The following is a 19168-nucleotide window of genomic DNA, read 5'->3' as shown; positions in this document are numbered from 1 at the left end:
GCGCCTGCATCATGCCCTGAAAACGACAGAGCCCCGCCGAAGCGGGGCCCTGTCAGGGGGCGCCAATGACGCCCGTCAAACCACCGTCATCAGAACGCGGTGGAACCGTTGGGCGTGCCCAGACCGGTCGGACCGTCGTAGCCCACACCCGCGGTGCACAGGTAGCTGGGGCTGCAGCTGCCGTTGCTGCCGGAGGTCACGTCGAACAGCGAGTTGGTGTGGCTGTACGGATCGGAACCATAGGTCACCGGGCCACCGTTGACACCGTAGATGCCGGCGATGACGGGCGCGGCCACGCTGGTGCCGCCGTAGACCTGCCAGGCGGACTGGGTGCCGATCTTCTTGGGCCCGTACACCGCCACGCCGGTGGCCGGATCGGCCACGGCCGACACGTCGGCCACGGTGCGCAGGGCACAGCCGCTGTCGGTCTGCCAGCTCGGCTTGGCATACACGGTGCTGCAACCACTGCCCGCGCCGCTCCAGGCGGTCTCGGTCCAGCCGCGGCTGTTGGAGGCCGTCTTCAGCGAGGTGCCACCCACGGCGGTCACATGCGGCGAGGAGGCCGGGTACTGCACGCCGTAGCCGCTGTCACCGGAGCTCACCACCATGGCCACATTCAGGTGGTTGTAGAGGGCGTCATAGCTGGTGCTGCCCGACTCGCTGCCGCCGTAGCTGTTGCTCACGGCGCGCACGCCGCTCAGCTGCGCTGCGGTGTTGGCGGCCGTGGCCAGGTTGCTCATGCTGCTGGAAGACGCCTCGACCAGCATGATGCTGCAGGACGGGCACATGGCGCTGACCATGTCCAGGTCCAGCGCGGCTTCCTGGTTCCAGCCCTTGTTGCCCGACGGGTACTTGGTGCCACCGTTCTGGTCCACCTGCTTGAAGCAGCCATTGGCCTTGGTGCAGGCCGGCAGGCCGAACTGCGAACGATAGACGGCCAGATCGGATTCGGCGTTGGCGTAGTGGTAGGCATCCACCACGGCGATCACCGTTGATGCCGAGCCGGTGCCCGTGATCTTGTAGGCCGAGCGCAGGTTGGCCGGACTCAGCCCACTGGGCGTGGTGGCGGTCAGGTCATTGCCATTGCGGTCCAGCACGATGTGCGAATGGCAGCGGGCATGCCCCTCGGCCACGTCATGCCCGCAAACCTCGCGGGACAACACCTTCTTGAGAACCGGGCCGGCGGCCAGATCCTGAGCGCTTGCGCTGGCGCCTGCCAGCTGAAGGGCCGCCACGGCCAACGCCATGCCCCAATGACGGAGCTTGATTCTTCGCATACCACTGACTCCTCTGCATTTGTCACAACATTCCCCGTCACCCGAGATGACATTCCTCGTGGGCAACGCCTCCGGTGCGGCGGGGCACTTTCAGTCACGCGACCGCGGTCTCGAGTGAGGCCACGTGTCAGGCGACGGATGCTGCGCCGACGGCCGGCCGTCAACCTGTCCGAAGTCTGTCGATCCCGGTCCGACAGCGCTCACCCCCCTATGTCGTCACCCCGGCGGGCCCCGCGTGGCCCCCAGAAAGCAAAAACGCCCCGGATCTCTCCGGGGCGTTTCCAGCAGGGCTGGGGTCAGGACCAGGGGGTCAGACCGCGGCCTGGACGTTGCGCAGGCGGATGTGCAGCTCGCGCAGCTGCTTCTCGTCGACCATCGACGGGGCCCCGGTCAGCAGGCACTGGGCGCGCTGGGTCTTGGGGAAGGCGATCACGTCGCGGATCGACTCGGCCTTGGTCATCAGGGTGATCAGGCGGTCCAGGCCGAAGGCCAGGCCACCGTGCGGCGGCGCGCCGTACTGCAGCGCGTCCAGCAGGAAGCCGAACTTGATGCGCTGCTCTTCCGGCGTGATCTTCAGGGCCTCGAAGACCTTGGCCTGCACGTCGGCGCGGTGGATACGGATCGAGCCGCCGCCCAGTTCCCAGCCATTGAGCACCATGTCGTAGGCCTTGGCCACGCAGGCACCCGGGTTGGTGGTCATCAGTTCCTCATGACCATCCTTCGGGCTGGTGAAGGGGTGGTGGCAGGCGTTCCAGCGGTCCTCACCCTCGTCGTACTCGAACATCGGAAAGTCGACCACCCACAGCGGCGCCCAGCGGTCGTCGAACAGGCCCTTGGACTTGCCAAACTCGCTGTGGCCGACCTTGATGCGCAGCGCACCGATGGCGTCGTTCACCACCTTGGCCTTGTCGGCGCCGAAGAAGATCAAGTCGCCATTGCAGGCGCCGGTGCGGGCCAGGGTCTCGGCGATGGCGGCGTCGTGCAGGTTCTTCACGACCGGCGACTGCAGGCCGTCGCGGCCCTTGGCCACATCGTTGACCTTGATCCAGGCCAGGCCCTTGGCGCCGTAGATCTTGACGAACTCGGTGTAGCCGTCGATCTCGCCACGCGACATGTCGGCGCCGCCGGGCACGCGCAGGGCCACCACGCGGCCGCCCGGGGTGGTGGCCGGGGTCGAGAAGACCTTGAAGTCGACGTCCTTCATGACGTCGGTCAGTTCGGTGAACTCGAGCTTGACGCGCAGGTCGGGCTTGTCCGAGCCGTACTTGAACATCGCGTCGGCGTAGGTCATGACCGGGTAGACCGGCAGCTCCACGCCGATGGCGTTCTTGAACACCGAGCGGATCATGCCTTCGAACATGGCCCGGATCTCCTCCTCGCCCAGGAAGGAGGTCTCGATGTCGATCTGGGTGAACTCGGGCTGGCGGTCGGCGCGCAGGTCCTCGTCACGGAAGCACTTGGTGATCTGGTAGTAGCGGTCGAAGCCCGCGACCATCAGCAGCTGCTTGAACAGCTGGGGCGACTGCGGCAGCGCGAAGAAGTGGCCGTCGTGCACGCGGCTGGGCACCAGATAGTCGCGCGCGCCTTCGGGCGTGGACTTGGTCAGCATCGGCGTCTCGATGTCGATGAAGCCGTTCGCATCCAGGAACTTGCGCACCTCCATGGCCACGCGGTAGCGCAGCTTCAGGTTCTGCTGCATCTGCGGGCGGCGCAGGTCCAGCACGCGATGGGTCAGGCGCACGGTCTCCGACAGGTTCTCGTCGTCGAGCTGGAACGGGGGCGTGACGGAGGGGTTCAGCACCTCCAGTTCGTGACACAGCACCTCGATCTTGCCGGACACGAGGTTGGTGTTCTCGGTGCCGGCCGGCCGGGCCCGCACCTTGCCCACGATCTTCAGGCAGAACTCGTTGCGCACGCCTTCGGCGGTCTTGAACATGTCCGGACGGTCCGGGTCGCAGACGATCTGCACCAGGCCTTCGCGGTCGCGCAGGTCGATGAAGATGACGCCACCGTGGTCGCGGCGGCGGTGGGCCCAGCCCATCAGGGTGACGGTTTCGCCCATCAGCGCTTCGCTGACCAGGCCGCAGTACGTGGTTCTCATGGAATGCACTCCGTGCTTCGGATTCAGGGGGGAGACGGCGGGGATGGTGCCGGCTCCGGCAAGGATTCGGGGGACAGGACCCAGGGGCGGGGAGCGACCCTCAGGACTGAACGCGGGGAGGTGGGCCGGATGCGTTCAGCCCACCGGATTGGGGTCGGCCTCCTCCGGCCCGTGCGCATGCCCGGCCGGGGGCGTGACCACGCCCATCGAGATGATGTACTTGAGGGCCTCGTCCACGCTCATCTGCAGCGGCCGCACGCTGCGGCGCGGCATCATCAGGAAGAAGCCCGAGGTCGGGTTGGGCGTGGTGGGCACGTACAGGCTGACATGCTCCTCGCCCAACTGCTCGGCCACCTCGCCACCGGGCTTGCCGGTGACGAAGGCGATGGTCCAGGAGCCGGCATGCGGGTAAGGCACCAGCACGGCCTCGCGGAAGGCGTTGCCGTTGCTCGAGAACAGCGTGTCGGAGACCTGCTTGACCGAGCTGTAGATGGACTTGACGATGGGGATACGGCTCATCAGCGCATCCCACTGGCGCAGCCACCACTGGCCGAAGATGTTCGTCACGAACATGCCGGTGGCCAGCATCAGCACCAGCATCACCAGCACCCCCATCCCCGGCCAGGTGCCCAGGTGGCTGAGGCCGTCGGCCGCGCCTTCGGGCAGCACCACGCCGGCCACCTTCAGCAGCATGCGGAACACGCCGTCGAGCAGGCCCTGGACCCACAGCAGCACCCAGACCGTGATGGCCAGGGGCAGCCAGGTGAGCAGGCCGGCGATGAGGTATTTCTTCACTGGGGGCAGTCGTTCAGTGGCAGGCGCAGGAGCCGCCACAGGGGGTGGAGGGACCGCTGTCGCCACCGCTGCTGCCGCCAGTGTCGGACGACGCTGGTGCGGAGGTGGCGGCGGGCGCAGCGGCGGAGGTGCCCCCCGAGCCACCCCGGAAATCGGTGGCATACCAACCGGAACCCTTGAGCTGGAACCCGGCGGCAGTCACCTGCTTCTGGAATTGTTCAGCCCCGCAGGCCGGGCAGGTGGTCAGCGGCGCATCGGACATCTTTTGCAGCACGTCCTTCGCGTGGCCGCAGGCGGCGCATCGGTAGGCGTAGATCGGCATGGCTGGAAGAGGAAGACAACAGGATGAACCCGGAATTATACGGAGGCCCCATGTCTGATGCAGGTTCAGGCGCACCCCCAGGTGCCGGCCCTAGAATGCGCCCGCCCTGCGCCACCCCGGCAGGGCTGCAACCCCGCTGAAAGGAGATGGATGTGAAGACCTCTGCATGGCGCCGTTGGCTGCCCGCAACCCTGGCCGCGCTGTTCGGCGGCCTGGCCGCCGGCGCCGCCCTGGCCGCCGACGAGCCCAAGGTGCTCAACATCTACAACTGGTCCGATTACATCGCCCCGGACACGCTGGCCAACTTCGAGAAGGAAACCGGCATCAAGGTCCACTACGACAACTACGACAACAACGAGATCCTGCATGCCAAGCTGGTAGCGGGCAAGACCGGCTACGACATCGTGGTGCCCGGTGCCCACTTCGCCAAGCAGCAGATCGCCGCCGGCCTGTTCCAGAAGCTCGACCGCAGCCAGCTGAGCAACTGGGGCAATCTGGACCCGGCCCTGCTCAAGCAGATGGAGAGCGTGGACCCGGGCAACCAGTACCTGGTGGACTGGCTGTGGGGCTATGTCACCGTGGGCATCAACGTCGACAAGGTCAAGAAGGCCCTGGGCGACCTGCCGATGCCGGAAAACGCCTGGTCGCTGATCTTCGATCCCAAGTACGCCGCCAAGCTCAAGGGCTGCGGCGTGAGCTTCCTGGATTCACCGTCCGAGGTGCTGCCAGTGGCCATGCTCTACGTGGGCAAGCCAGGTTTCAGCAAGAATGCCGCCGACTACAAGGCCGCCGAGGACATGCTGCAGAAGGTCCGCCCCTACGTGACCCGCTTCTCGTCCTCGGGCTACATCGACGAGATGGCCCAGGGCTCGCTGTGCGCGGTGATGGGCTACTCGGGTGACATCAACATCGCCCGCGCCCGCGCGATCGAGGCCAAGAACGGCGTCAAGCTGGAAGCGCTGATCCCGGAAAAGGGCGCCACGCTGTTCTTCGACTCGATGGCCATTCCGGCCGATGCGCCGCACCCGAAGAACGCGCTGAAGTTCATCAACTACATCCTGCGCCCCGAGGTGCATGCCGGCCTGACCAACAAGGTGTTCTACGCCAACCCGAACAAGGCTTCGCTGAAGTTCGTGAAGAAGGACGTGGCCAGCAACCCGAGCATCTTCCTGAGCGCCACGGACATGGCCAAGATGACGCCGCCGGACAGCGTGCCACAGGACATCAAGCGGGTGCAGACCCGGGTCTTCACCCACTTCAAGGCCAGCAAGTAAACCGGCCCGAGCATGACAAAGCCGCCCCGAGGGGCGGCTTTTTTCATGGGGTCAGTCCGGGCCAGCCTTCAGTCGATGGCCGTGGTGCAGGCCGCCGTGTCCGGGCTGATCGCAGCCGCTTCGGTGGCCACCGCGGTGCCGCCGCGGGTCTGCCCGTCCAGGGTGAGCGTCCATTGACCCCGGAGGGCTTCGCCGTCCATCTGGGCCGAGATCCGGCCCTGGCCGGCGCTTCCGGTGAGCGCCAGGTCCACCGTGTCGTCCTCGCGGGTGCCGCTCAGGCAGTAGAGCTGGCCGTCCACGGTGGCCGTGCCACTCAGGTTGCCGTACTTGTCCTCGGCGGTGAAGTTCAGGCTGCCGGACAGACCACCCGACAGGGTCCCGGCATAGGCTGTGGCCTGGTAGGTCTCCAGCCCATCATCCCCTTCGCCGCCGCCGCAGGCCGCCAAGCCGAGCACCAGGCCCAGCGCCAGCACCGGACGCCCCCACCCTGCCACACACCACCGCATGATCCGCCTCCACACAATCCACCCGGCCCGCCAGGGGCCGCATCTGCCCCCTCTATCGACCGATCGTGGACGGCCGCAAGCGGCCGGGTGTGACGGAATGCGCAGTTCGCTCAGTAGCCGCCGCCGTGGAACTGCACCACCAGGCGGGCCACCATCACGCCGAGCAGGAAGCCCAGCGCGCTCCACAGGCCGGCGGACAGCAGGCGGTTGGTGCGGCGCTGCTCGCGCAGCAGGGCCAGCAGCACCGGATCGGGCTCGCGGCCGGGACGTTCCTGCAGGCGCTGGTGCACCAGGCGCGGCAATTCGGGCAGCAGCTGGGCGTAGCGCGGCGCCTCGGCCTTGAGCTGGCGCACCAGGGCGCGCCAACCCAGCTGCTCGTTCATCCAGCGCTCCAGGAAGGGCTTGGCGGTGGACCAGAGGTCCAGGTCCGGGTCCAGCTCGCGGCCCAGGCCCTCGACGTTCAACAGGGTCTTCTGCAGCAGCACCAGCTGCGGCTGGATCTCCACATTGAAGCGGCGCGAGGTCTGGAACAGGCGCATCAGCACCTGACCGAGCGAGATCTCCCGCAGCGGCCGGTCGAAGTGCGGCTCGCAGACGGCGCGGATCGCCGCCTCCAGTGCATCCACCCGGGTGTTGGGGGGCACCCAGCCGCTTTCCACATGCAGCTCGGCCACGCGCTGGTAGTCGCGCCGGAAGAAGGCCAGGAAGTTCTGCGCCAGGTACTCCTTGTCGACCTGGGTCAGGGTGCCGACGATGCCGAAGTCCAGCGCGATGTAGCGGCCAAAGGTGGCCGGATCGACGCTGACCTGGATGTTGCCCGGGTGCATGTCGGCATGGAAGAAGCCGTCGCGGAAGACCTGGGTGAAGAAGATGGTCACGCCGTCGCGCGCCAGCTTCGGGATGTCCACGCCGGCCTCGCGCAGGCGATCGGTCTGGCTGATGGGGATGCCCTTCATCCGCTCCATCACGATGACCGTTTCGCTGCACCACTGCCAGTGCATCTCGGGCACCAGGATCAGCGGCAGATCGGCCATGTTGCGCCGCAGCTGGGCGGCGTTGGCCGCCTCGCGCACCAGGTCCAGCTCGTCGTGCAGATAGCCGTCGAACTCGGCCACCACCTCGCGCGGGCGCAGGCGCTTGCCGTCGGCCGACAGGCGCTCGACCCAGCGGGCCAGGGTGTGCAGCAGGGCCAGATCGTCCTCGATGACGTCCAGCATGCCCGGGCGCAGCACCTTGACCGCCACCTCGCGGCCATCCTTGAGCACCGCGAAGTGCACCTGGGCGATCGAGGCGCTGGCCACGGCCTCGCTCTCGAAGCTGGCAAACACCGCCTCGATCGGCTGGCCCAGGCCCTGCTCGATCAGGCGGCGCGCCTGGGCCGCCGGAATGGGCGGCACCCGGTCCTGCAGCCGGGCCAGCTCGTCGGCGATGTCTGGCGGCACCAGATCGCGCCGGGTGGAGAGCACCTGGCCGAACTTGATGAAGATGGGGCCCAGGGCCTCCAGGGCCAGACGCAGGCGCTGGCCGCGCGGCGCGTCCAGGCGCCGGCCGCGGGTCGTGACCCAGGACAGCATCCGCAGCCAGCGGTGCTGGTCGAAGCGGGAAAGCACGAGATCGTCCACCCCGTGCCGCAGCAGGGTCAGGACGATGAAGGCCAGACGCATGAAATACCGCATGGGCGCGCCGGTCCTCAGGGTCGCTGCATCGAGCCGGCCACGCCCTGGGCCATCTGGCGCAGCACGCCCAGGGCCTGGCTGCCGGCCTGGCTGAGGCCTTCGGCCAGGCCGGGACCCATCACGCGCTCCAGGTCGGCGGCGATGTCCCAGCGCACATTGCCCACCACCCAGTTCACATCGGCCGCGAAGGCGGCGTCGCCCTCGATCTGCACCGGCGGCAGCTCGCCGCCGGCCAGGCGGCGCGCGGCATCCAGCGGGCGGGACGCATCCAGGCGCAGGTGCAGGTCCGCATCGGCCACGGCACCGGCTTCGTCAGCCGCTTCGAAGAGGCCGGCGGGAGTCACCCGCAAGGCCAGCGGCGGCGGCGGTGGCAGCGGGCCGCTCCAGCCTTCCACCTCGACCTTCAGCACGCGCCCCGCGTGGGACTTCAGGCGTTCCGGGGCCACCGGAGCAGCCGTCAGCACATGGTTGGCCAGCAGGACGAAGCGCGCGGTCAGCGCAGGCAGGACCAGGTCGGTCAGTGCGGCGATGGGATCAGGCATGCCGGCATTGTAGGAGGGGGCTCCCGCCCGCTCCTGCGACCGGTCAATCGGCCCGGCGCGGGGGCCAGCGGCTCAGCCCCCCGGGGCGTAGCCCTGCGGGTTCTGGCTCTGCCAGCGCCAGCTGTCGGCGCACATCTGGTCCAGGCTGCGGCGGGCCTGCCAACCCAGCAGCGTCCGGGCCAGGGTGGCGTCGGCGTAGTAGCTGGGCAGGTCGCCCGCACGGCGATCCACGATCTTGTACGGAATGGGCTTGCCGGCGGCCCGTTCGAAGGCCCGGACCAGGTCCAGCACGCTGTAGCCCACGCCGGTGCCCAGGTTGACGGTGCAGCCCTTCTTCGCGTCCAGCAGGTAGCGCAGGGCCGCCACATGGCCCTCGGCCAGGTCCATCACGTGCAGGTAGTCGCGCACGCCAGTGCCGTCCGGGGTGTCGTAGTCGCCACCGAAGATGGAGAGAAACTCTCGCCGGCCCACCGCCACCTGCTGCACATAGGGCATCAGGTTGTTGGGCACGCCGCGCGGGTCCTCGCCCATCTGGCCGCTCTCGTGGGCGCCCACCGGGTTGAAGTAGCGCAGCCAGGCGATGGCCCAGGACGGATCGGCCGTCTCCAGGTCGCGCAGGATCTGCTCGCCCATCAGCTTGGTGCGGCCGTAGACGTTCATCGCAGCCAGCGGATGGGCCTCGGTGTAGGGCAGGAAGACCGGCGTGCCGTAGACGGTGGCGCTGGAGCTGAAGACGAAGGTCTTCACGCCGTGGCGCTGCATCACCTGCAGGGTGTTGACCAGGCCGCCGAGGTTGTTGGCGTAGTAGGCCAGCGGCTTCTCGGCCGATTCGCCCACGGCCTTGAAGGCGGCGAAGTGCACCACCGCGTCGATGCGGTGCTTGCGGAAGATGGCGTCCATGGCCGCGGCGTCGCAGACATTGGCCTGCTCGAACACCACCGGCCGGCCGCCCAGGGCCTCGATGCGACGCAACACCTCGGGCGAGCTGTTGGAAAAGTCATCGACGCCCACGACGTCAAAGCCCGCGGCCTGCAGGGCGAGCCAGGTGTGGGAAGCGATGTAGCCGGCCGCGCCGGTCAACAGGATCTGGGGCATCTCGGGTCCGTTCAATGCAAGCCCGCACAGTATGCCGCGCGGCCAGGACCCTTCGATGCCGCGCCCTCCCCTGCCCTCGGGATTCAGCTCAGCACTTGATGCCCACGTGCAGAGCCACGACGCCGCCGGTCAGGTTGTGCACATCCACATGGCCGAAGCCCACCGTCTTCATCATGGCTTTGAGCGTGGCCTGGTCCGGGTGCATGCGGATCGACTCGGCCAGGTAGCGGTAGCTGTCGGCATCGCCGGCCACCCACTGGCCCAGCTTGGGCAGGATGTTGAACGAGTACCAGTCGTAGGGCTTCTGCAGCGGCTTGGCGACCTTGGAGAACTCCAGCACCAGCAGGCGGCCACCCGGCTTGAGCACCCGGCACATCTCGGCCAGGGCCTGGTCCTTGTGGGTCATGTTGCGCAGGCCGAAGGCCACGCTCACCAGGTCGAAGGTGCCCGGCTTGAAGGGCAGCTTCTCGGCGTCGCAGATCGTTGTCGGCAGCGACAGGCCTTCGTCGAGCAGGCGGTCGCGGCCGGTGCGCAGCATGGCCTCGTTGATGTCGGTGTGCACCACGGTGCCCGTCGGGCCGACCTTGCGGGCGAAGGCGCGCGAGAGATCGCCCGTGCCGCCAGCGATGTCCAGCACCGCGTCGCCTTCCTTGAGGTTGGCCACCGCCACCGTGTAGGCCTTCCAGACCCGGTGCAGGCCCATGGACATGAAGTCGTTCATCAGGTCGTACTTGGAAGCGACCGAATCGAACACGCCCTTGACCTTGCCGGCCTTCTCGGCCTCGTCCACGGTTTCAAAACCGAAGTGGGTCTGCGACATGGAACTCTTTCCTGGAATGGGTGGTGGCGCCGACGGGCGCCCGGGTCAGTGCGAGTGGCAGGACGGACCGTCCTTGGGCGGCATCGGGGCATCCCGATCAACGCCAGCCAGCTTCAGCCGGGCCTCGTAGGCCGCCCAGTGCTCGGCCTGCCGCGCACCCAGATCGTACAGATAGGCCCAAGTGTAGAGGCCCGACTCGTGGCCGTCGTCAAAGCGCGGCTGCAAGGCGTAGTGGCCCACCATGGCCACGTCGGTGATCAGCACCTCGCGCTTGCCGGTCTGCAGCACCTCCTGCCCCGGGCCGTGGCCCTGCACCTCGGCCGAGGGCGAGTACACGCGCAGCAGCTCGAAGGGGATGCGGAAGGTCTGGCCGTCGTCGAAGCCGATTTCCAGCACGCGGGAGGCCTGGTGCAGGGTCAGCGCGGTCGGCTGGGGGGAAGCAGGGCTCATGCGAAAGACGAAAGGAGTTTCAGGCATTCAGGGCGCGGCGCACCCGGTCGTCCAGCTCTGTCAGCGGCACGGCCAGGCGCTGGCCGGCCGGCGGCTCGGGCGTGCGCTGGCGGCTGCCCCAGATGGGCTGCGGGAAATGGCTGTCCCAGTCGAAACGGGCGATGACGTGCCAGTGCAGGTGCGGCACCACATTGCCCAGTGTGGCCAGGTTGATCTTGGTCGGCTGGAGGCTGGTGCGCAGCACATGCTCCACGGCCAGCACCACGTCCATCAGATGGGCCCGGTCCACATGCGAGAGATCGCTCATCTCGGCCACATGGTCGTTCCAGATCACGCGGTAGAAGGCCGGAAACTCCGGCGCGTCCAGCACCCGCACCACGCGCAGGCGCTCGCCCGCATGCACCAGCGACCAGGCCGCGGTGGCCTGGTGTTCGCACAGTTCGCAACCGGCCTGCTTCATCACACCAGCACCCGCTCGATGCCACCCGCGTTGGCGCGGGCGACGTAGTCTTCCATCCAGCTGGCGCCCAGGATCTTGCGCGCCATCTCGACGACGATGTAGTCGGCCTCCAGCAGGCCGTTCTGCAGGTCATCACCGTAGCGCGACAGGCCCTGCAGGCAGCTGGGGCAGGAGGTCAGGATCTTCAGGTCCTGCTGCTGGCCCACCACGCCGGTGGCGCGCAGCGCCGCCTCGGCCTTGCGCATCTCCTCTTCCTTGCGGAAGCGCACCTGGGTCGAGATGTCGGGCCGGCTGACCGCCAGCGTGCCCGATTCACCGCAGCAGCGCTCGCTCTTGATCACCGCGTCGCCGACCAGGGCCTTGACGGTCTTCATCGGGTCCTGCTGCTTCATCGGCGAGTGGCAGGGGTCGTGGAACAGGTAGCCGCCAGCGCCGTCGAGCTTGATGCCCTTCTCGAGCAGGAACTCGTGGATGTCGATGATGCGGCAGCCCGGGAAGATCTTGTCGAAGTGGTAGCCCTGCAGCTGGTCGTAGCAGGTGCCGCAGCTCACCACCACCGTCTTGATGTCCAGGTAGTTCAGCGTGTTGGCCACGCGGTGGAACAGCACCCGGTTGTCGGTGATGATCTTCTCGGCCTTGTCGAACTGGCCGGCCCCGCGCTGTGGGTAGCCGCAGCACAGGTAGCCCGGCGGCAGCACAGTCTGCACGCCGGCGTGCCAGAGCATGGCCTGGGTGGCCAGGCCGACCTGGCTGAACAGGCGCTCCGAACCGCAGCCGGGGAAGTAGAACACCGCCTCCGTCTCGGCCGTGGTGACGGCCGGGTTGCGGATGATGGGCACGTAGTCCCGGTCCTCGATGTCCAGCAGCGCCCGCGCGGTCTTCTTGGGCAGGCCGCCCGGCATCTTCTTGTTGATGAAGTGGATCACCTGCTCCTTGATCGGGGCGGTGCCCACCGTGGCCGGCGGCGCGCTGGTCTGGTGCTTGGCGGCGATGGACAGCACGTCGTGCGCCAGTCGCTGGGCCTTCATGCCCACGCCGACGATGGCCGTGCGGGCCAGCTTGATCGTCTCCGGGTTGGTGGCGTTGAGCATCAGCATGGCCGCGGCATGGCCGGGGCGGAAGCTCTTGCGGCCCATCTTGCGCAGCAGGTTGCGCATGGCCATCGTCACGTCACCGAAGTCGATCTTCACCGGGCAGGGGCTCAGGCACTTGTGGCAGACCGTGCAGTGGTCGGCCACGTCCTCGAACTCTTCCCAGTGCTTGATCGACACGCCGCGCCGGGTCTGCTCCTCGTAGAGGAAGGCCTCGACCAGCAGCGAGGTGGCCAGGATCTTGTTGCGCGGGCTGTACAGCAGGTTGGCGCGCGGCACGTGGGTGGAGCACACCGGCTTGCACTTGCCGCAGCGCAGGCAGTCCTTGACCGAGGCGGCGATGTCGCCGATGTCGCTCTGCTGCATGATCAGCGACTCGTGCGTCATCAGGCCAAAGCTGGGCGTGTAGGCGTGGCTCAGGTCGGCGGCATGCACGTCCTCGCCCAGGCGGCTCAGGGCCTCGCCGCGCAGCAGCTTGCCGCGGTTGAAGCGGCCTTCCGGGTCCACCTTGGCCTTGTAGGCGGTGAAGTTGGCCAGTTCCTCGTCCGAGAGGAACTCCAGCTTGGTGATGCCGATGCCGTGTTCGCCCGAGATCACGCCGTTGAGGCTGCGCGCCAGCACCATGATGCGGGCCACCGCCTCGTGCGCGGTCTTCAGCATCTCGTAGTTGTCGCTGTTGACCGGGATGTTGGTGTGCACATTGCCGTCGCCGGCGTGCATGTGCAGGGCCACCCACACGCGGCCACGCAGCACGTCCTTGTGGACCTGCTTGACGCCCTCGATGATGGGCGCGAAGGTGGAGCCGGCGAACAGCAGCTGCAGCGGCTTGAGGAGGTCCTTCTTCCAGGAGGCGCGCAGGGAATGGTCCTGCAGCTGGTCGAAGAAGCTGCGACTCTCGTTGGGCAGCACCTCGTCGAGGTGGTCGTGCCAGTGCTGCCACAGGTTGCGCACGCTGCGGATCAGCGCCAGCGCCTCGGGCACCCGCTCGTCCAGCAGCTCGTCGCGGGTGTGCTCGCCGGCCTCGTCGGTCTTGGCCAGCGGCAGTTCGCCCTCGGTGAAGAAGGCCTCCAGCCGCTCGGTCAGCGCCAGCTTGTTGCGCAGCGACAGCTCGATGTTGATCCGCTCGATGCCCAGGGTGTATTCGCCCATGCGCTCCAGCGGGATCACCACGTCCTCGTTGACCTTGAAGGCGTTGGTGTGGCGGCTGATGGCCGCGGTGCGCTTGCGGTCGGCCCAGAACTTCTTGCGGGCCTCGGGGCTGACGGCGATGAAGCCCTCGCCCGAACGGGCATTGGCCAGGCGGATGACCTCGCTGGCGGCCTTGGCCACGCGGTCCTCGTCGTCGCCGACGATGTCGCCGAACAGCGCCATCTTGGGCATGCCGCCGCGCTTGCTCTTGGTCGCGTAGCCCACCGCCTTCAGGTAGCGGTCGTCCATGTGCTCCAGGCCGGCCAGGATGGCGCCACCCGGCTGCTTCATCTCCTGGAACATGAAGTCCTTGATCTCGACGATCGAGGGCACGCAGTCCTTGGGGTTGCCGAAGAACTCCAGGCACACGGTGCGGGTGTGCGCCGGCATGCGGTGCACCACCCAGCGCGCGCTGGTGATCAGGCCGTCACAGCCCTCCTTCTGCACGCCGGGCAGGCCGGCCAGGAACTTGTCGGTGACGTCCTTGCCCAGGCCCTCCTTGCGAAACACGCGGCCCGGAATGTCCAGGCGCTCGGTGCGCTCCAGGTGCTTGCCGCTGGCGTCGAAGTACTTCAGCTCGAAGCTGGCCACCTCGGCGTCGTGGATCTTGCCCAGGTTGTGGTTCAGCCGGGTGACCTCCAGCCACTTGGCCTCGGGCGTCACCATCTTCCAGCTGGCCAGGTTGTCCAGCGCGGTGCCCCACAGCACGGCTTTCTTGCCGCCTGCGTTCATCGCGATGTTGCCGCCCACGCAGGAGGCCTCGGCCGAGGTCGGGTCCACCGCAAAAACGAAGCCCGCGCGCTCGGCCGCGTCGGCCACCCGCTGGGTGACCACGCCGGCCCCGGTCCAGATCGTCGGCACCGGATGGTCCACGCCAGGCAGCGTGCTCATCTCGGCCTCGGTCATCTGCTCGAGCTTCTCGGTGTTGATGACCGCGCTCTTCCAGGTCAGCGGCACGGCGCCACCGGTGTAGCCGGTGCCGCCCCCACGCGGGATCACGGTCAGGCCCAGTGCCACGCAGGCCGCCACCAGGCCGGCCATCTCGGCCTCGGTGTCCGGGGTCAGCACGACGAAGGGGTACTCCACCCGCCAGTCGGTCGCGTCCGTCACGTGCGAGACGCGCGAGAGGCCGTCGAACTTGATGTTGTCCTTGCGGGTGCACTGGGCAAACAGCTTGCGTGCACGCTGGCGCAACTCGTCCACCTGCACGAAGCGGGTGGCAAAGCGGTCCACCGCGGCGCGGGCCAGCACCAGCAGCTCACCCACATGGGCGTCGCGCTGGGCGTCCACCTCGGGGGTGCGGCGCTTTTCCACCTCGGTCAGGCGGTGGTGCAGGGCCTCGATCAGCTGGCCGCGTCGGCGCGGGTTGTCCAGCAGGTCGTCGACCAGGTAGGGGTTGCGCTTGACGACCCAGATGTCGCCCATCACCTCGTAGAGCATGCGGGCGGAGCGGCCGGTGCGGCGCTCGTCGCGCAGCAGGTTCAGCAGATCCCAGGCACGCTCGCCCAGCAGGCGCAGCACGATCTCGCGGTCGGACAGCGAGGTGTAGTTGTACGGAATCTCGCGCAGCCGGGGCGCGGCGGCGTCTTCGACGGGGTGGTCCCCGTTCAGAGTGGGGACGGTGGGAATCGGCAGCGGCGCGTTCATGGCGGGCAGGCAAAAAGCGGGAGGACCGGGGGATCCGGCCGCACGCACCTGTCAGGGGCACGAGGGCACGAATGATACCGTCCGGGGGAAAGCCCGCCTCTGGGGCATGGCATGCTGTGCCCGGTCCCGCCACCTCGCCCACCCGCCGCGCCCATCTGCCCCATGCCATCGTCCGAGCGCCTCCTCTCCCCCGCCGCGGTCACCTGGCCGCGCTGGATCGCCCACCGCGGCGCCGGCCGCCGGGCCCCGGAAAACACCCTGGCGGCCTTCCGCCACGGCTGGCAACTGGGCTACCGGGCCTTCGAGTGCGACGTGAAGCTGGCCGCCGACGGCGAACCCTATCTGCTGCACGACGACACCCTGGAGCGCACCACCTCGGGCCAGGGCCCGGCCGCGGCGGCGGACTGGGCCACCCTGTCCCGACTGGACGCCGGCGCCTGGTGCGGCCCCGGCTGGGCCGGCGAGCCCCCCGCCCGGCTGGCGGCGCTGGCCGCCTTCGCGAATGCCGAAGGCTTGCACATCAATCTCGAACTCAAGCCGCTGCCCGGGCAAGCCGAGTTGACGGGCCTGACGGTCGCGGGCGCGGTGCGGCAGCTCTGGAACACCGGCACCCCGGCGCCCTGGCTGTCCTCCTTCCAGTTCCCGGCCCTTGCGGCAGCGGCGGCCACCGCCCCCGAACTGCCCCGCGCCCTGCTGCTGGACGCGCTGACGCCGGGCTGGATGGCTCAGGCGCAGGCCCTGGGCTGTCAGGGCGTGGTGCTGAACCACCGGCTGATAGACGCGGACACCCTGCGCAGCGTGCGCGCCCATGGCCTGGCCTGCTGGGTCTACACGGTCAACGAGGCTCCCCGGGCCGACACCCTGTGGGCGCTGGGGGTGGATCGCATCATCACGGACACGCTGGGGCCCTGACCCGGAGGATCAGGCCACCCCCTCGTCCACCGCTTCCAGCCGCCGTGCCGGGCTATCCACCGAAGGCAGTTCCCGCACCGCCTGGATGCGTGGCAGGCGCCAAGCCACCAGTGCCAGCAGCGCGCAGCTGGCGCCGGCAAAGCCCAGGGCCGCCCGCAGGCTGACATGCTCGCCCAGCCAGCCCCCCAGCATGGCGCCGGGCACCGAAGGCAGCAGGATCAGCCAGCGCATCACGCTGGTCATGCGGCCCAGCAGCGGCTCGGGCGTGACGGCCTGGCGCAACGCGATGAAGTTGATGAAGATGAAGATGGCCCCGGCCCCAAACAGGCTCAGGCAGGCCACGAAGGCGGCCACGCCCAGCGGCCCCACCGGGGCCAGCGCCAGCAACAGCCAGCCCGCGGCGGTGCAGGCGAAGCCCGTGACCAGCGCCGGGCCCGGCCCCAGGCGGCGGCTGAGCCGGTCACCCAGCAAGCTGGCCGTCACCGTGCCCGCACCCAGGGCCACATAGCTCAGGCCCACCGCCTGCTCGCTCAGGCCCAGGCGGCGGGTGGCAAAGAGGATCTGGACCACATTGGCGCACTGATTGCTCAACTGCCAAGCCCCCACGCAGGCGGCCAGCGTCACCAGCAGACGCTGCTGGCGCACAAAGGACAGGCCAGCCCGCAGGTCGCGCCAGAAGCTGTCGGCCTGCGCCGGGCGCAGCGTCTCCTGCACCCGGATCAGCCGCAGGATGGCCGCCGAGCCGATCAGCAGCACCGCGTTGACCAGCAGCGCCAGCGGCGCACCCAGGGCCCGGATCAGCGCCCCAGCCACCGCCGGCCCGGCCACCTCGGCCCCGGAGTTGGCCAGCGCGTTCTTGGCGTGGGCCTCCACCAGCCGGTCGCGCTCCACCACCTGGGTCAGCACGATCTGCGAGGCCGAGCCGGCCGTGGTGTTGACCGCGCCGATCACGAAGGCCACCGCATAGAGCCAGCCCATCTGCAGCCAGCCCAGCCACCAGGCCAGCGGCACGGTGGCCACCACCAGGGCCAGGCTCAGCTCACCGGCGATGTAGACCGGCAGCTTGCGCACCCGGTCCAGCCACACCCCGGTGGGCAGGGAGAACAGCAGGAAGGGCAGCAGCTCCATGGTGGTCAGCCAGCCCATCTGGGTGGGTGAGGCATGCAGCAGCACGGCCGCCGTCAGCGGCACCGCCAGCAGGGTCACCTGGGTGCCCAGGGAGCTGATCAGGATCGAGGACCAGAGCCGTCTGTAGGTCGGGTCACGCAACAGATCATCGGGCGCGAGCCGGATCCGCGCGCGCAAAGCCATCCACCAGGACCTCATGGGTCACGTTCTCTTTCTCTTGGGGTGCCCTGCACCCGGGTAGGGCGCGCAGGCGGGCAACGATGCTAGCAGCGCCGTGGCGGCGCCGACACAGCGCCCCGCCGGGACAAGGTCACGGCTCCGCAATAATCACGGGATGTCCGCCCCCGACCCTCTTGACCGCTACCTGACCGAACAGGTGGTGGGCCCGGCCACGCCGCTGACCCTTGGCCCCGGCCAGGGGGTGCGCGAAGTCTCGGACCGCGCCCTGTGGCTGGAGGGTCTGGGTGACCGCAGCCGGCTGCTGGCCGGGCTGGCCCGTGGGCTGGGCCAGGACCATCCGGCCGCCGCCCTGGCCGGCCAACCCCTGGACCTGGCCACCCTGCCCCGCCTGCGCCGACGCCTGCTGGCGGCCCTGTGGCTGGGCTGGAGCGCCCTGCTGGCCGGTGGTGTCTGGGCCCTGGCCCGCTGGAGCGCCGGAGGTCCGGGATGAGCGCCCCCACCCCACCCCAGGACAGCCTGGTGCTGGATCCGGTGGCGATGCACATCGTCAACCGGGTGGCCGAGGGCACCGTGCTGGAAGGCACGCTGAATTTCAAAGGCGGCCTGCTGCTGCAAGGCACGCTGCGCGGCCAGGGCGAGATCGCCGGCCGCCTGGTCATCTGGCACACCGGCCAGCTGCAGGGGCGCTTCCGCATCCTGGGTGACCTGATCGTGCTGGGCCACCTGGGCGGCGTGGCCGACGACACCGACGCGAGCACCGCCGTCGAATGCCTGGGCACCGTGCAGGTGGCCAGCACCGGCGTCTGCACCGGCAGCCTCAGCGCCGCCCGCCTGCGCCTGTACGAAGGCGGGGTGATGCAGGGCCCCTTCCGCACCCTCCAGCGCGAGCGCCTGCTGCCCGTGCTGGACACCATGGCCTGATCCCCGATGGACACCGAATCTCCCGAACCGTCCTTTCCGCCGCGCATCCCCCTGGGCGCCGCCCTGCCCGACCTCAGCCACCTGCCGACGCTGGACCTGCCCACCCTGGCGCCGGCCGCGCCCCTGCCCTCGGCCCCGCGCCATTCGCAGCTGGCCGCCGGCTGGCGTTTCGAGGGCCTGGTCACGCTGGAAGGCAGCTTGACCGTGGCCGGCGAATTGCACGGCCGCGTGCGCACCCCTGGCAGCGAGGGCCATGTCACCATCGCCGAGACCGGTCATCTTCAGGGCGAGCTGCAGGCCCGCAGCCTGTCGGTGCTGGGCCATGCCGAAGGCGACCTGGATGTCTCCGGCGGCCGCGCGGCGCTGCATGCCAGCGCAGTGGTCAGCGGGCGGCTGCGCTACGGCCAGCTGCAGGTCAACGGTGCCGAGCTGAACGCCCAGGTCGAACGGGTCAGCGCCGCACCGGCCTCCGGCCATGACGCCACCTGAACCCACAGCGCGCCTGCTGGATCGGGAAAGCCTGCGCCAACAGGCCCTGGCCTGCGCCCAGGCCCAGGCGGCCCCGCTGGCGCGCCGGCGCCTGCGTGCCCGCCAATGGCGCTGGGCCCTGGGCCGAGGGCTGCTATGGGCCGGCACCCCGGCGCTGCTGGTCGCCGCCACCTGGGCCTGGCGCAGCGGTTGGCTCGCGCCCTGGCTGGGTGCACACTGACGCCACCGCACACCCGCTCACAAGCCGCCGCTGCCCCTGCGGCACAATGATTTCCACCTGAGGCTCTCGCCCCC

General features: G+C 69.0%; 19 protein-coding genes. 6 read left to right on the top strand and 13 right to left on the bottom strand.

The genetic code is table 11. The features are described 5' to 3' along the window. Window positions 1-89: 89 nt before the first annotated feature. The 4 genes from M0L44_RS04020 to M0L44_RS04005 form a co-directional block, all read right to left on the bottom strand. The gene (locus M0L44_RS04020; protein WP_252768340.1) at window positions 90-1277 is read right to left on the bottom strand and encodes a S53 family peptidase; all 1188 of its coding nucleotides are present in this window, start codon (window positions 1275-1277) and stop codon (window positions 90-92) included. Between the two features lie 310 nt (window positions 1278-1587). Then, the gene (gene aspS / locus M0L44_RS04015; protein ID WP_252768338.1) at window positions 1588-3378 is read right to left on the bottom strand and encodes an aspartate--tRNA ligase; all 1791 of its coding nucleotides are present in this window, start codon (window positions 3376-3378) and stop codon (window positions 1588-1590) included. A 135-nt stretch (window positions 3379-3513) separates the two neighbouring features. Continuing rightward, window positions 3514-4173: a DUF502 domain-containing protein gene (locus tag M0L44_RS04010; RefSeq protein ID WP_022982300.1), complete on the bottom strand. Its 660-nt coding sequence runs from the start codon at window positions 4171-4173 to the stop codon at window positions 3514-3516. Window positions 4174-4186: 13 nt separating this feature from the next. After that, a complete protein-coding gene (locus M0L44_RS04005; RefSeq protein ID WP_252768337.1) occupies window positions 4187-4495 on the bottom strand; it encodes an FmdB family zinc ribbon protein in 309 nt (102 codons plus the stop codon). Between the two features lie 146 nt (window positions 4496-4641). On the opposite strand from M0L44_RS04005, the gene M0L44_RS04000 reads away from it, so the two are divergent. Next, on the top strand, window positions 4642-5769 hold the full coding sequence (locus M0L44_RS04000; protein ID WP_252768336.1) for a polyamine ABC transporter substrate-binding protein: 1128 nt from the start codon (window positions 4642-4644) through the stop codon (window positions 5767-5769). Between the two features lie 68 nt (window positions 5770-5837). Here M0L44_RS04000 and M0L44_RS03995 read toward each other — a convergent pair whose 3' ends face one another. From M0L44_RS03995 to M0L44_RS03960, 8 genes are all read right to left on the bottom strand, one after another. After that, a complete protein-coding gene (locus M0L44_RS03995) occupies window positions 5838-6275 on the bottom strand; it encodes a hypothetical protein (protein ID WP_252768334.1) in 438 nt (145 codons plus the stop codon). A 110-nt stretch (window positions 6276-6385) separates the two neighbouring features. After that, window positions 6386-7951 (bottom strand): ubiquinone biosynthesis regulatory protein kinase UbiB, encoded by a 1566-nt coding sequence (ubiB, locus tag M0L44_RS03990; protein WP_252768332.1) that lies wholly within the window; start codon window positions 7949-7951, stop codon window positions 6386-6388. Between the two features lie 14 nt (window positions 7952-7965). Beyond that, a complete protein-coding gene (locus tag M0L44_RS03985; protein WP_252768331.1) occupies window positions 7966-8493 on the bottom strand; it encodes a hypothetical protein in 528 nt (175 codons plus the stop codon). Between the two features lie 72 nt (window positions 8494-8565). Beyond that, the gene (gene galE, locus M0L44_RS03980; RefSeq protein ID WP_252768330.1) at window positions 8566-9588 is read right to left on the bottom strand and encodes a UDP-glucose 4-epimerase GalE; all 1023 of its coding nucleotides are present in this window, start codon (window positions 9586-9588) and stop codon (window positions 8566-8568) included. Window positions 9589-9676: 88 nt separating this feature from the next. Continuing rightward, entirely contained in the window at window positions 9677-10408 is a 732-nt protein-coding gene (ubiE, locus tag M0L44_RS03975; protein WP_022983089.1) for a bifunctional demethylmenaquinone methyltransferase/2-methoxy-6-polyprenyl-1,4-benzoquinol methylase UbiE, read from the bottom strand. Between the two features lie 45 nt (window positions 10409-10453). Next, the gene (locus M0L44_RS03970; protein WP_252768328.1) at window positions 10454-10858 is read right to left on the bottom strand and encodes a gamma-butyrobetaine hydroxylase family protein; all 405 of its coding nucleotides are present in this window, start codon (window positions 10856-10858) and stop codon (window positions 10454-10456) included. Between the two features lie 19 nt (window positions 10859-10877). After that, entirely contained in the window at window positions 10878-11318 is a 441-nt protein-coding gene (locus M0L44_RS03965; RefSeq protein WP_252768326.1) for an HIT family protein, read from the bottom strand. Beyond that, window positions 11318-15244, bottom strand: a complete 3927-nt coding sequence (locus M0L44_RS03960; protein WP_252768324.1) for a DUF3683 domain-containing protein — start codon at window positions 15242-15244, stop codon at window positions 11318-11320. The genes M0L44_RS03965 and M0L44_RS03960 overlap by 1 nt, the downstream gene beginning before the upstream one ends. A 162-nt stretch (window positions 15245-15406) precedes the next feature. Here M0L44_RS03960 and ugpQ point away from each other — a divergent pair, with 162 nt between their 5' ends. Next, complete coding sequence (gene ugpQ, locus M0L44_RS03955) at window positions 15407-16156, top strand: glycerophosphodiester phosphodiesterase (protein ID WP_252768323.1); 750 nt, start codon at window positions 15407-15409, stop codon at window positions 16154-16156. Between the two features lie 9 nt (window positions 16157-16165). On the opposite strand, the gene M0L44_RS03950 is transcribed toward ugpQ, so the two are convergent. Further along, a complete protein-coding gene (locus M0L44_RS03950) occupies window positions 16166-17467 on the bottom strand; it encodes an MFS transporter (RefSeq protein ID WP_252768322.1) in 1302 nt (433 codons plus the stop codon). Between the two features lie 151 nt (window positions 17468-17618). On the opposite strand from M0L44_RS03950, the gene M0L44_RS03945 reads away from it, so the two are divergent. Genes M0L44_RS03945 through M0L44_RS03930 form a run of 4 tightly spaced genes read left to right on the top strand, consistent with a single transcriptional unit; the run spans window position 17619 to window position 19094 of the window. Next, window positions 17619-17954: a hypothetical protein gene (locus tag M0L44_RS03945; protein WP_252768320.1), complete on the top strand. Its 336-nt coding sequence runs from the start codon at window positions 17619-17621 to the stop codon at window positions 17952-17954. Next, window positions 17951-18385, top strand: coding sequence for a bactofilin family protein (locus tag M0L44_RS03940; protein WP_252768318.1), 435 nt, complete (start codon window positions 17951-17953; stop codon window positions 18383-18385). The genes M0L44_RS03945 and M0L44_RS03940 overlap by 4 nt, the downstream gene beginning before the upstream one ends. A 6-nt stretch (window positions 18386-18391) precedes the next feature. Beyond that, on the top strand, window positions 18392-18874 hold the full coding sequence (locus M0L44_RS03935; RefSeq protein WP_252768317.1) for a bactofilin family protein: 483 nt from the start codon (window positions 18392-18394) through the stop codon (window positions 18872-18874). Then, entirely contained in the window at window positions 18861-19094 is a 234-nt protein-coding gene (locus tag M0L44_RS03930) for a hypothetical protein (protein WP_252768315.1), read from the top strand. Before M0L44_RS03935 ends, M0L44_RS03930 begins: the two co-directional genes overlap by 14 nt. The last annotated feature ends 74 nt before the right edge of the window (window positions 19095-19168 follow it).

Origin of the sequence: Ideonella oryzae (assembly GCF_024055665.1) — a bacterium.
GTDB lineage: Bacteria > Pseudomonadota > Gammaproteobacteria > Burkholderiales > Burkholderiaceae_C > Ideonella > Ideonella oryzae.
Note: the sequence above shows the minus strand (reverse complement) of the source record. Positions and strands in the feature narration are given on the sequence as shown.